This is a genomic window from Flavobacterium sp. GL_143 (assembly GCF_057834355.1).
Genome location: NZ_CM174401.1, coordinates 3,057,768 through 3,072,215 on the forward strand (window position 1 = coordinate 3,057,768; position 14,448 = coordinate 3,072,215).

Below are 14,448 nucleotides of genomic sequence, written 5' to 3' on the forward strand. Positions count from 1 at the left end.
ATTTCAGCTCGAATCCGAATAAGTTTTAAAATTATCATTAAAAAATGAGGGTCAAGATTAACTTACTTCTGGGGATTCCCCACTAAATTAAGGCTTTGTATAGTTAATCCATTATCCTCGAATTTAAGGTCAAGTGTTTCTTACTTCAAAAATCTTTTAGGTAGAACTAGAAACACAATTATCTAAATTTTTAAAAATTAAAAAAATGAAAACACAAGAATTATTAAAAATCAGTTTACGTCAAAACGTAATTTTTATTCCAACAGAATTAATTGCGAATGATGTTAAAAAAATATCAGGAACTACATTGGCTTTAGTAGCTAATGTTTCAAAACTCGGATTCACTTTTTCTGAATCATTATTACATGCTTTAAATAATGTAAATCCAAATTATAAAATTGAAGTTTTAGATGTTTTAAAAGATGTTTTAGGAACCAATAAAAACTGGACTCCTTTGGTTAAAGAATGGAATGTTCCTACCGGAGAATCAGTTATGGATCATGTTGCGACTTTGTTTGCTAATCTTTTTAAATCTAGTAACGGAATCACTTTGCAATGCGGACATATTATTCCTAATGGTACTTTCCCTTTAGAGAGATATAATGGTTGTCCATTTTGTGGAACTCCTTTTGAATTTGGAAAAATTGAAAATTACGGACAAGGGAGTAAACTAAAAGTTTTAGAATTATGGTCGGAAAAAGAACTGAATGATTTCTTTACTTCGTTATTAACATCAAAAACAGCTTTGGACGCTACTCAGGTTGAAAGCTTAAAAATTTCGATTACGTATTTGCCATTGCCAGAAGTTGCTATTGCAATGAAAGAAACTTTGATGCTTGTTATAGACGCATTAATTGAACAAGGTAAAGCCGAAAAAGCAACACAATATTTTAAAACGCCGACAGATATTTTGAGATATTTATGGTACAAGAAAACTAATTTATTGCAAATTATTGATCCAAAAACTATTGTACAAAGAGTGGAGAAAAACAACCAACATTTGATTCATTTTTTGGATAATAGCGCCCAGTCTAAGCTAACTGCCAAAGAGAATTTAAAACTTAAATATTCCAGAAAAGAATGTTTGATGGTTGCCAATTGGTTGAATAATCTTGAAATGAGTGCCGATGCTGCTTGCGAAATTATGCATCCAAAAAGAGGAATGTGGGTTCGTTTTATACGAGCATTGCGTTTACCAGAATATAGCAAAAGAAAAGGGTTTGAGAAATTATCTGTTTTATTGGATACTTTCTATAACCAGACTTACGAAGTTTGGCAAGGAAATCTGAATCATTTTCGATTGAAATTAGATGCAGATAAAACTTTTGCTTTGCTAAAACAACGACCAGGATTATTTGCTCGTTCGTTATTTTCGAATATGCTTTGGTTTGGAGCCGATGAAACGATTGCACATTTTAATGAAATTATAGATAAAGTACCAGCACGTTTGGTTTTTACTTTAAATATGTATGCTCAAAATTATTTTGATAAAACGATCCAAAGAAGTGTGAAACCATTGGGAGGAACTAATAAAAGAATCGAACCAAATCGTTTGTTGTCATTGTATACCGATGAACAATTGGCTGCGATGAAAAAGCAAATCGAGGATGTTTGTATCTTGGCGATGAAGAAGAGATTTGCTGCTGTAGCAAATGAGAATAAGACAATGTATATAGATCCACAATTGTTTAATATTCCTGTTGCGATAGGAGATAGAAGTGAAAACGTTCAGGATTTACCAGTAGCTTTAATGGGGACACGTTTCCCGATTGAGGGTAACGAAGTACGATTGTTTATGCAATGGGGTCAAGATTTACCTGCCCAACATCTGGATATGGATTTAAGCTGTCATATTGCTTATGCAGATAGTGCCGATATTTGTTCTTTTAGCCGATTAGAAACTACAGGTTGTAAGCATAGTGGAGATATAAGAAGTATTCCGAATAAAATAGGTACGGCAGAATATATCAACATTAACATTGATGAATTGGCTAAAGCCAAAGCTAAATATGTAACTTTTACTTGTAATGCGTATAGTAACGGAAGTATAACTCCAAATTTAATTGTAGGTTGGATGAATAGTAAGCACCCAATGAAAATATCCGAGAGAACAGGAGTTGCTTATGATCCATCTTGTGTAGATCATCAGGTACGAGTGACACAAAATGTTGCGAAAGGTTTAGTTTTTGGAGTTTTGGATGTAGCCAAAAGAGAAATCATTTGGTTAGAAATGACTTTTGCTGGTCAGGTTGTACAAGGATTAGATTATAAAGGTGTAAAAGCACTATTATCTAAGCTGAACAGTAAATTAAACATAGGAAGTTTGTTAGTTCTTAAAGCCGAAGCGCAAGGTTTGGAAATTGTAGAAACACCAGCTGCCGATGAGGTTTACGATACAAATTGGGCGATAAATTGGGCTGCAGTTACCCAATTATTAATAGATTAAAAAAAGTAAGACTACGAATGTAATGTTCGTGGTTTTTACTTTTGTTTTTATAAGTGAGAGGATTTAATTATATATTTACAGACTTAAGATTTTACTTCATAATTAGTTTAAAAAGAAAGAAACTAACTTAATAGAATGAATACTACGAAAACACCTTTTTTAGATACGATTTATCATCTCAGAACAATTGAACAGGTTATTTTGTATGATAAAGTAATTACCATTTCTAAAGAAGAAGAGATAGATGTTATTTCATTTCTGGAAACTGAATATGAGAGGGAAATTTTAGATTATCCGGGTATTGCTCCAAGGTTTAATTCTGCAGCAGCTTTATGGGCAGCCAAAACGGTATATTTAGCAGCGCAACTATTATTATATAGAGAACATAATAGTAATGATTTGGCAGTGTTTTTACCTGATTATAACGGGAAACTAGATGCATCAGCAATACTTTCGGCAGATATTTGTTTGCGTTTTTTGTCCCAGATTATCATGGAAATGCAGAGGATTGATCCAGAGGATTTGGTTATTCCTATTCTTGAAAAACATTTATTTCGATTTCATTATTCGGCTATAGGATTTGAGGTTGATATACAAAAAATAGATTTTGAGATTCTTGATACTAATGACTGTTTACATCAGCTTTATATTGACCGAATTGTACAGCGAAAAGCAATAAAATTTACCGAATCTGACTTTATAAAAAAACAATTAGAAATAGGGTTTGGAGATTATAGAAAAATCTTTTGGGCACAATTATAAAATTATACGAATAAAATAAAAATAGAAGTAAGTAAATGAAAACTACCGATAAATTAAATATTGTTTTAAAGCATATTAAAGACACTTTTGTTGGAAAGAATGAAATTATAGATTTGTTAGGAATTGGATTATTGGCAAGAGAAAATGCCTTTTTGTTAGGACCTCCGGGAACGGCAAAAAGTGCGATTATCAGAGCATTGTCTAACGGGATTGAAGGCGGGAAAAACTTCGAATATCTTTTGACTCGTTTTACAGAACCGAATGAAATTTTCGGACCTTTTGATATTCGTAAACTTAAAGAGGGAGAATTGATTACAAATACCGAAGGTATGATGCCAGAGGCTTCGATGGTATTTCTCGATGAGATTTTTAATGCAAACTCGGCAATTCTGAATAGTTTATTAATGGCGTTGAATGAAAAGATATTTCGTCGTGGTAAAGAAACTAAGAAGCTTCCAGCGCTTATGTTTGTGGGTGCAAGTAATGTTTTGCCAGAAGACGAATCATTAAATGCGTTATTAGACCGTTTTTTAATTCGTATAAAATGTGATTACGTTGCCCCAGATTTATTGCACGAAGTATTATTGGCAGGATGGAAATTAGAAGGTGATGCTACTAGAGAAGTACCAACAATTTCAGCCGACGAAATTAGAGAATTGCAACAACTTTGCCGCAAGGTAGATTTAACTCCAATTCGAAATGAATACGTAGATATTATTCATAGCCTTAGAAATACAGGTATAAAAGTATCAGACAGACGTGCGGTAAAACTACAGAATCTTATAGCCGCAAGTGCTTTAATGTGTGGTAGAAGCGAGGCAGTTTTGTCTGATTTATGGGTTTTAAAATACATTTGGGATAACGAAGAACAGATTGAAATTCTGGAAGGAATAATCAATCAGATTATCGAAAAAGATAATTCAGATTCGTCACATCCCCAAGCTTTGTATAACAAAACTCCAGATGCCGAAAGTGTGATGAAAGAAGTTAATTACTTAACTGAAAAATGGCAAGATGAAAATCTTTCTTTTGAAGAGCAAAATGTAATTAAAGATAAACTACGATATATTCAAACCCGTTGCGATTGGATTAAAGATGCAGAAAAGAAAAAATATATTCAGGATCATATAGAATCGTTGTGGCAAAAAATACTTCAAACTATCTAATATGTATTTTTTAGAAATTAAAAAAGAACACAAAGATTTTTTGGGATCAATTAGGCATTGGGATAATCTAAAAGTGGCTTTTGGAACAGATACTATCTGGATTAAAGACTTTTCTTTGGAGCAAATAGATGCAACCGAAATCCAGCAAATTCCATATAAAACGATATATGAATTAAAGGACAATTTGTTGTTTGAAAAAGGAAAGCTTTTGCCTACAAGAAAATTGCCTTCAGGATTATTGTGGACTCCAATTTTGCGAGCATTACCAGTTTCTTTGCCTAAGTTCAATCATAATTTTTTTGGCGTAGACCAAAAGCTCAAAATAGTTTTAAAACATTCTGTAGATATAAAAGAGGCTATTGCTTTGCTTGTAGATTACGAGGAGTTGAAGCTGTATATAGAGTCGGCTCCAAAATATAGATTAGAACCTTTGCAATGGGTAGTTATAGATAAAAGCGCCTTAATTATAGGGAGTCCTTTATTGCCTATAAAAGGCACTACGTATTGGATCGATAATAATTTTTTAATTCCAACTGGGTATAATTTTGAATGGTTTGCTTTGGTCAAAATACTTCAGGAAAAATTAAATCCGTCAGAAGAAAATATAATATTCTGGAATACCGATAATAGCTATTCTATTATTCCAAAAAAAACGATAAAACAACTTTCAATAAGTTCATTTCGCTTAACTTTTTCATAAATTAAAAATGGAATTTCTAAACTACTTTCAATCATACGAAGACTATTTCTGGGAATGGGAGAATGAAATATTATCTGAAGATAGTGTCTTTGAAACAATAACAATCCCTAATGGACAAACTATTGGTTACGAGAAATTTGTTTTTGAAATTTTAGAATACCTTTCAGATGATAGTATTCCTCCATTCGGAACTTTACTGTTAGCCATTGTAGCTACAAATCCAGAAAATGAACAAGCAATCGAAATGATTCATGATTTGGTAAGAAGCAAGAATATAGTAACTGCTTTTCCGCAATCACAGTCCTTTAGAGTTGGAGCCAGTATAGATTTTCTGAAATTACTGTCTAGTTTACCAAATGAATATAAAGTTGGCGAAAAAAGGATGAGGTTATTTCAGACTATTTTTCATGAATGTCATAACAGAGTTTCATCAGAAAAAGCAAAAAATCTTCTAGAAGAATATAATAATCATAAACATTATTTATTAAAAACAGCTGAAAAGATCCCATTCAACGAGGCTAATTTTAGAAAAGATTTCAGGGCATTGGCTTTGCTAAAAGCTAAGTTTCCAACGCTTCAATCGATATTAGATGCGATGGAAAGCATTCCTCATGACGATTTAAATGATGCGTTGAATGAGGAAATTTTAGAAGAAAAAAATCTATCTGATAACGTAACTGATTATGTAGACCAACTTATTGAGGAAGACAAAACATTTCATGTAGGAAGCCTTATCAAACGACTTTGGTCAGGATTAAATATTCCGCTTCATCATAATCATCCGAGTGAGCAGCCACTTGGAGGAATTTCTGATTTAACCAATAAAGGAGATTTTGATAAACTCGTAATTTCTGAATTTGCTTATGATGATGATGTTTTTATGTCCAGAATTGCGAATAACGAAGCCTTGTATATCCAGCGAGAAGTACCGCCTGAAGCAGATAAATTCAAACGTATTTTATTAATAGATAATACCTTAAAAAACTGGGGGAATCCTAAAATTTTGGCTTTTGCTTCGGCTATCGCAATTGCCAGACATCCTAAAACCGATATCGAATGTCAGGTTTATGTTGTTGGCGAAGATTACAAGGAAGTTTCAGTCGAAAATGTTAGTAAAGTCATCAATTCCTTAACTGAACTTAGTAGTAAATTAAACTGTTCAGCAGGATTAGATTCTTTTTTTACAGAAAATAAAATTAATAGTAAGAGCCAGGAAGTATTTCTTTTTTCATCTGAAGAAAGTCTAAAGCTTGCTCCGATGCAAAATGCTATGAGTACGTATTTTAATGATATAAAATACGTTTTTGCAATAGGTATGCAGGATATTAATGTTTTTAAAAATCAAAACAAAGGGAAGAAACTGTTGCAGCATATTATTATGCCGCTGGATGAGTTATGGATGGAAAACAACGAAAAGGCACAAAATAAAGCGAAAGACACCGAATTAGATGGGATTCCTTTATTGTATCCAGTCGAAAGAAATTACCAAAATATTTTTCATAATGGTAAGGACTTTTATATGTATGTAAATGGGAATTTATTTTTATTTGTTAGTAATAATTTTGATAAAGGATTTAAGAAAATAGCATCAAATCTTCCTTCTGGAAATGGTGAGTTTGCTATAAAAACTAATAACAAGGGACAAAAAATATTTTTATGTTATTTCTATGATTTGGAAGAGAATGTAACTATAATTAATCTTGACAAAAAAAAGAATAAGAGTGGTAAAGTTCTCTTTAATGAACTAAACGGAAAGAAGATTAAAGTAATAGAATTCAATACGAGATTTTATGTAACGGATGATACTGATTATTGGAGCATTGAAGATGATTTTACGATCGACCAGAATGATGAAATTATTGTAAAAGAAGCTTTTGATAATTATTTCCATAAACGAACTTTATTTGTTAATGATTTCATGAGTACTAAATTTAAGTACAGTACTATCAAAAGAATAAAAAAATTTTCAATTGTAAACAATCTCATAGAAATTAATGGATTTTATCTTACACATTTAGAATTCAAAAAGACATATTACTATCATGCTCATTCATCGACGCAGGCGAGGATAGAATTTGAGGAAAGGGTAAAACTTATTTTGAAAAATAAAGGAACATCACCTTTGGATGTTGTACAGATAATAAAAACAAATACTGATAAAACGTTAAAAGAAGCCAAAGATATTATCGATGGGGAACTTAGTGTCATTTTAAGTAACGTAAAAAGAGATGTTGCAGAAAAATTAAAAAAAGAAATTGAAAGTAACGGAGCGATTTGTTATATAGAAACCCAATTTTTTCAGTCTGAAGATGGTAGTAAAGTAACAAATCAGGATGGAATTCTCATATTTGAGAGTAGTAGAGAAGAAATAGCTAAATTCTACATTCCCTTTATAATTGATGGAAGAACAATTATGGCAAGTAAAAATGAGTATTCAGGTAATGATTATTTCATTTCTGGATATTTTATGCAAAGCATAAAAGAGAAAATGTTTATTGAAAAATACATGGAACCCTTTATTGATAATATTGTACAACATGGAGCTTAAACTGAAAATAAATTTGAAAAATACATTTCCAAAAGGGGGCATTTTTATTAAAAGTGCCTCAGCGGAAGTATGGCTTCATGAAATTCAAAACATCGGGTTATCGCTTGAATCTATTGCTGTTTTTCCTGTTCCAGATATTGGCGCAAATGAATTACTGGGGTGCTTATTAGTTTTTAATCAGAGTAAAACAAAAATAGCTGAGATTGGAAAAAATAATTTTTACCAATTGGCAGCAAACAAGTTATTTATTCCGGAAAATACTTTAATCACACCTGAATTAACAGAAGATGAATGGTCTAATTTGTTTTCAGAATCATATCATTTTTTGCATCCCGATATTGGTTTGGTCGAATTAAAAGAAGAAGCAAATTGGACAAATTTGCTTCAGTTGCCAATGCAAAAAGAAATCGAAGTTATAGAACCGTCAAAAACGGTTTCGATTCCGCAATTCATAACTTCGATGCGTATCGAGATAGATCAGGAAAAAATTTTAGAGACTATTGAAAATCCACCTTCAGAAGAAGAAATAATTGGGAAAATGCCTTTTGATATGCAAAAAGTAATGAAAGGAAACCAAAAAGAAATGGATAAGTTTATGGCTTTTCTGGATAAGAACCCAAAATTAGCTTTACAATATACGATTCCGCTTGATACATTAGGAACTTCGAGAGGTGATAATTACGGGAAGTTTTCGTTTGGTTCCGGTGGAAATGTTTTTCAGACTGGTTTTGCTAAAATTGGAGATTTTTTTGATAGAAAGAGTGGTAGCTCAAATCAAAGTCACGGTTTAACTATGATCTTTAGATTGATTTTTCTTTTGTTCTTTCTATCTAGTATTCGCAGTTGCAGCTCTGGAAAATCGAGTTTTAGTGCTCAGACTTTTTTTGTCTGTGTAGTTGTCATAATTATAATCGTTTTGATTATTGCACTTTTGTCAAAAGGAACATCCAGTGGAAGCGGTTCAGATTCAGCTTCAGGTGGATCTTTTATGGTCGATTCTCAACGATTCAGCACTTTGCAAAGTAAATATGAAAAACTGGCTGAGGAATTTATTGAGAAAGGAGAGTATCAGAAAGCGGCTCACATTTATTTAAAATTATTAAAGAATTATCCAAAAGCAGCCGAAGTTCTTGAAAAAGGAGAATTGTATTCCGAAGCAGCGGCAATCTATTTAAAGTATTGCAAGAACAAACAAAAAGCTGCGGCATGTTATGAAAAAGGTCATGCGTACAAAGAAGCAATTGAAATCTATAAGGAGCTTAATAATGATGAAAAAGTAGGTGATTTGTATCTGATTTTAAAAGACAAAAAAGAAGCCGATAAATATTTTAATAGAGTAATAGAAAATTACAAAACGAATTTTCAATATGTAAAAGCTTCGCTGGTTTATAAAAATAAGATTGGTGATGTAACAGAAGCTCAGGAAATCCTTTTGGATGGCTGGAAGACAAATAAAGATGCTGGAAAATGTCTAAATAATTATTTTGTAAACATTGATTCGGCTGAAGACTTATCAATTGCAATAAATGATGTTTATAAAAACACAGTTATTCCAGAAAATGCGCCTGTATTTCTTCATTTGTTAAAACATGAATTTACAAAACACGAGGAAAATCAAGGAATGATAAAAAATATAGCCTATGAGATTGTTGCAGATAGAATTGATAAAAATCCAGATGTTGCTTCAGAATTAGTACATTTTAATAAAAATAATAAATTGATGCTAAAAGATATAATGAAGTATAAACTTAAAGCAAAGAAAAAGACTAGATAGATTTATATCTATTGTATCTAAAACAAAAAACCACGAACATTACATTCGTGGTTTTTTATTATATAGCTTTTTTAGTTTGCAATGCCATTCGGGTTGCTAGAATATGCTCACAAGGTCCTTTTCGTAATTGATTTGATTTGTAAAAAGAACATTCGCAATAACCTTCAATAAGACGGTTGTCCTTGTCTAATACTGCAAGAGTGCTGTAAGTGAGATTTTTATCATTTACTTTTCCTTTAATTTGCAATTGATCAGCATTTGCAGTCGAAGTTATTTTTACTCTATTTTCAGTTATGTAATTATTCGCAATCTCTTCTTGTGGACTCGCAAAACGTAATGACTTCATGTTTAGAGGTTCTTGAGTTAATTCCCTCACGCGATATACACCTAAATTTAAGTCATAAATTACTCGTCCAGCTTGAGTATATGCAGTTAATGATGCCGAAACTACAGAAGGATCAAGATTTAGTTTTTTAGCTAAATTATCAGACGTATCAAGCCAGTTTTCTTTTAATGCATTGAAAACTTTTTCCTGAGTAAATAAATCTACATTACTTCTTGGTGCCATTAAATCAAAGTTACCTGCGGTACTCCAATCATTTTTTGTCCAACCAGATAATCCTAAAGTATAAGACATATCGCCTAAGTCGGCGATAAAAAAAGAAGGTAAACCAGATCCTAATAAAACTACTTTAAAGTTTCGGGCTACAGGAATTAGTCTTTCTAAAATTAGTAATCTACGTCTTCCCCAGATACGAATTGTTTTAGATTCGTTTCCTTGATAAATAGAGCGATGAAATGTAATTTCGTCATGCAAAGGTTCGAATATGGCTTTAATAGGTTTGTCTGGTTCTAGTACAAATCGTAAAGCTCTAGGTCCTTTCTTTTCTTTGAAGCGTCGTAAATATTGGCACAAGCTAAAAATATCCATAGGATGTAAATCGAGTACAGTTGCAGGTAAAGTCATTGCTGAACTTACTTGTAAAAATCCTCTAACCCACGAATCAGGCAAATCTATTTTTACCTCTTTGTAGACTTGTTCATTTGTTGTTTTAGCTTCAAAACCAGAAGGGTCAATCTTAAATTCGGTTTCTTTATAATTTCTTATTTTCTGGAATTCATTATATAATCCTTCTGAATAATCAATATTTGTTGTACCACATTTAAAGTCACTAATCTCTGTGAATATATTATAATTACAACTTAATTTTCCATAAGACGATTCGTCTTTACTGAAACATTCAAAAAAGACTTCATCCGGATGTACCGTGATTACTGGATCTAATACGTACCAGGCATCTTTGTCATTTTTATATAAATAATCAAAATAGGCAGTTTTGGCTTTGTTAAAAGGTCCCATTACTGTTCTTTTTTCTTTTTGAACGATACTTAATTCTTCTTTTAATTCCTGAATACGGGCACGGACATTTTCAATCTGAAAATCGGCCATATACTCACTTAACCATATCTTTTCTTGCTCTGCTGCCCATAATTTATATTCTTCTTTATCCTTTGGGAAAAAACGTAAATCAGAAATTACTACGTCATGCAACGCAGAGATAGCTTCTCTAAAAGCTATTTTTTGGTTTAGTTTTCCAACAAAAAAAGTAGGTTCTCGCAAAGTATCTGGCGAAAAACTCATGCCAGTACTAGTAGAAGTGTTATTTACAATGGTGCTTCCGCTATATTTATAATCAAATAACATAACTTAGTTTTTAAGGATTAAATGGGTATGCAATTGCGGATAAAGCGTTTTTAAATCGGTCAAAATAGAGATACAATTTGCTTTATCTTGTATGGCAACTGTAGCCGAAACTTCGTCGATAATTTCTGTTACAAAAATTGCAGCTTCTTCGCTTTTTTTTCCTTCCTGATGTAAAAACTGAAAAATACGCTGTTTAGCAATTCTGGCTTTATGTACTCGGGTTAATACGGAACGGAAATAGAAATCAAGCTCTTTTAATTTTGGAAGATTATCTGTGGCATACGTGTTTAGATAATTTGTTACAAAAAACTGAATATTTACGCTAGGATGCTGGCTTAATTTGGTTAGATAAGTTACACCATCATCTGGGTTAAAATATCGGGTAATTATTTCTTTTCCAAATTGTTCTACAGCTGGCAATACAGAATCGACAATACTTATCAGACATTCTAAATCCCAATCAGTTTCATCAAATTCAGTTTTGAAAAAATTAAATGCAAATGCTCTGGTATCATCCCAAGTTGTATCTAGTATTGCTAAAGCATTATTTCTTTCGGCTCGAATTCGTTCTTTTTTGTCCACAAAATAATTCCAACACCATTGTCTTATAGCTAAGATTTCATGGTTTCCTAAAGAGATAATCTGGCGGATTGTAAAATCATCTTTACGAGAATATTTTTTCAAAATTTCATAACCAGTTAATTGACTTTCTCTATAATTAGCATGAATCAATTTTATAACATCTCGTGGTTGTAATGCTGTATCCCAATGATTGGTTGTTTCTTCAAGAATGAATTTTTTGAAGATTAAATGAGCACCTTCAAACTTTTCTTTTCGAATCATTGCATAAACCGCATTAGGAAGAGCAACGTCGATTATACCGGAATTTGATTTTCCTAATTGTGTAATGCACTTTAGGACAGATTCAATAACATCTGAGTATTCATTATGAAATAAATCTAACAAAGGGTCACTATTTGCTAATAAGTAATCTTCCTGATAGTTGTTTAATAACTGAATACCATTTTTTCTAATTTCAGCACTTTCATCTTCTAAAAAGAGAGTAATTAATGAAAATGGAATTTCCTTAGAATCTACTTTTTTGGATTTTAGAATTAAAATATTGCTGGCAAGTAAATTATTAGTTTTTAAATCCGATGAAATTAAGCGAGCTACAATGTCCCAACTCAATTGTTCGAGTTGAGGTGTAGCAATTTTTTTAAGTCTGTCGATGGCTAGTGTCGCTAGAGTATTGTTTACATCAGACTCTTCAAACGTAAGAAGTTCAACGATTACTTTTCCTGTTATTGCTTTGGCTTTATCTTCACTAAATGTAAAACTTTCTAATGTGCTTGTTATCCAATTTCTTAAATCAGGAACTTCATTAAAAATTAGCTTTACAACACATTCAATATCATTAAGAAATAATGCTGTGTTTGATAAAATATGGTTTTTAGACCAATTTCTCGCAGACTCGGTTTTAGAGTTCAGCACATCAGCAATAAAACTAACCTGAGTAGAAAGAACATCATTTTTTAGAACAATTGTTTCAAATCCTAAATTGTTTGGTATAGTAAAATCACTATTTAATAAATTTAAAATACTTGTTTCGTCAAAACGATTGATTAAAGTATTATAGTCATTTCTTGCCTTTAAATTATGATAAGCAAACTCATGAATAATATTCATTTGCCCTTCCATTATAAGCTGAATATAAGCTTCAGGAAAAGCATCCCAATGTTCTGGAAATAATTCTAAACGGCTTGTAGAACTTTCTACAATAGTTTTTTGTTCTTCAGGAACGATAAGACTTTGAGTCTTTTTCTCTGTTTCTTTTTTACCAAAAAAAGTTGAAAATGCTTTTTTGGCAACATCTAATACTGAGCTTGAACTCTGGTTTGCAACAGTATCCTTATTTTCAGTAGTTACTTTACTACTTATCTTGGTTACTTGATTTGAATCGTAATAATAGTTTTTGCTTGAGAATACTTCCTGATTTAAAATGAATTTCATCTTTGAAGTTAAAATTCGCTTTTCGTCATTCCCAAATAAGATTGTAGATAACAATGTCAAGTTAGAACACTCAGGGTAATCTACTACTGTGTAATAATATTTCTGATCATTATAATTGTATTGTCCATAGATGTTTATAGGCGATTTTTCGGCTTTGCTATAATCATCCTCTGAGTATTTTAATAAAATGGATACAGCAAACTTGAGGTATTTTTTTGAATCCATTTCAGAATCCATTTCTTTTAAAAATCGAAGACTATTTTTCTGAAAATAGAATTTGGTAAAATTAGAGAATGCAATTTTACTGTTTTTCCCTCGAAGTTCTTTCCCAATGTTTACTCTTTCATTTATAGCAGTAATAAATTGAGAGTTGTCATATTCACTTTCTAGAGAAACTGTTCTTGTGAACATAGGATTTTCATTCTCAAAACGATAAGCAAGAACTGCAATTGCATCTGCATCGTTTCTTATATGAGCCAGCTTATAAATAGCTCTGATATGCTTAAAATAAGGAGGTCTAAATGGGACTGCTTCTAGCAAGAAAATAGCAATTTCATGTAATTTGCTATCAAATTTTGCAACTAAGTATAAAGCTGTTAGATAATTGATAGAATTATTCTCTAGTTCCTCTTTTAAGAAAATTATTAACGAATCGAAATCTTTTTTATCAATATGATATCTTGCTTCTTGAGGTATCGCCTCCAGAATTGTTGAGATATGTTTTTGTAATTCCTCCTCTTTTAAGATTCCTAGTAATCCCTCATGAGCCAGATTTCTTATATATTCTTTTTGTTTGTTTTGTAAAGCATACGATTTAAAAACTTCTTCTGCAGTATCTGATTTAAGCTTTATTAAAGCCCAAATAGCCGAATAGGTTTGTAAATCATCCCCTTTTGATGCTAATTTAATGATATAAGGAATCGCTTCTTTAGTATCTAATAAACCCGCTTTCCAAATTACGCGACTGGTTTTCCAAGTTGTACTAAAAGTTTGTTTTCCCATTACAGCATCTTCTAAACGCTGAAGAATAACACCGTTTATAGAATCAGGTTCTACACTTTCTAGCGAAGGAAGATCTATTAATGTTTCTATTTCTGAAGCGTATCCTTTAACTTTTTTCTCATTTTCAAGTTTATCAAAAATGATTTGTGCTTTATCGGCCGAAACATATTCGGGAGTTTTAGTCCCATCTTTTAAAACGCTACCTCTTCTTCCATATCTAAAATTGACTACATAATTAGTATCATCAATACTACACAAGTCTATTTCGTATACTTTATCTGAATTCCCTTCTTTATAGAAAAGTTTAATCTGCTTAATTAATTTCATAATTG

8 protein-coding genes are annotated in these 14,448 nt (G+C 31.7%); 6 read left to right on the forward strand and 2 right to left on the reverse strand.

Annotated elements, in window-relative coordinates; translation table 11 throughout:
- Nucleotides 1-205 precede the first annotated feature (205 nt).
- The 6 genes from AC3IPI_RS13250 (at nt 206) to AC3IPI_RS13275 (ending at nt 9,396) form a co-directional block, all read left to right on the forward strand.
- Nucleotides 206-2,446 (forward strand): hypothetical protein, encoded by a 2,241-nt coding sequence (locus tag AC3IPI_RS13250; RefSeq protein ID WP_489153224.1) that lies wholly within the window; start codon nt 206-208, stop codon nt 2,444-2,446.
- Nucleotides 2,447-2,581: 135 nt separating this feature from the next.
- Nucleotides 2,582-3,208: a hypothetical protein gene (locus AC3IPI_RS13255; protein ID WP_489153226.1), complete on the forward strand. Its 627-nt coding sequence runs from the start codon at nt 2,582-2,584 to the stop codon at nt 3,206-3,208.
- 35 nt (nt 3,209-3,243) lie between these two features.
- Entirely contained in the window at nt 3,244-4,374 is a 1,131-nt protein-coding gene (locus AC3IPI_RS13260; protein ID WP_039113975.1) for an AAA family ATPase, read from the forward strand.
- Nucleotide 4,375: 1 nt separating this feature from the next.
- Nucleotides 4,376-5,074, forward strand: a complete 699-nt coding sequence (locus tag AC3IPI_RS13265; RefSeq protein ID WP_323490697.1) for a hypothetical protein — start codon at nt 4,376-4,378, stop codon at nt 5,072-5,074.
- A gap of 7 nt (nt 5,075-5,081) precedes the next feature.
- Nucleotides 5,082-7,622 (forward strand): ribosomal protein L7/L12, encoded by a 2,541-nt coding sequence (locus AC3IPI_RS13270; protein ID WP_489153229.1) that lies wholly within the window; start codon nt 5,082-5,084, stop codon nt 7,620-7,622.
- A gap of 13 nt (nt 7,623-7,635) precedes the next feature.
- Nucleotides 7,636-9,396: a tetratricopeptide repeat protein gene (locus AC3IPI_RS13275; protein WP_489153231.1), complete on the forward strand. Its 1,761-nt coding sequence runs from the start codon at nt 7,636-7,638 to the stop codon at nt 9,394-9,396.
- A gap of 58 nt (nt 9,397-9,454) precedes the next feature.
- Here AC3IPI_RS13275 and AC3IPI_RS13280 read toward each other — a convergent pair whose 3' ends face one another.
- Together AC3IPI_RS13280 and AC3IPI_RS13285 are read right to left on the reverse strand one after the other, a co-directional pair.
- Nucleotides 9,455-11,101: an SWIM zinc finger family protein gene (locus tag AC3IPI_RS13280; RefSeq protein WP_489153233.1), complete on the reverse strand. Its 1,647-nt coding sequence runs from the start codon at nt 11,099-11,101 to the stop codon at nt 9,455-9,457.
- 3 nt (nt 11,102-11,104) lie between these two features.
- Entirely contained in the window at nt 11,105-14,443 is a 3,339-nt protein-coding gene (locus tag AC3IPI_RS13285) for a WGR domain-containing protein (RefSeq protein ID WP_489153235.1), read from the reverse strand.
- Nucleotides 14,444-14,448 lie beyond the last annotated feature (5 nt).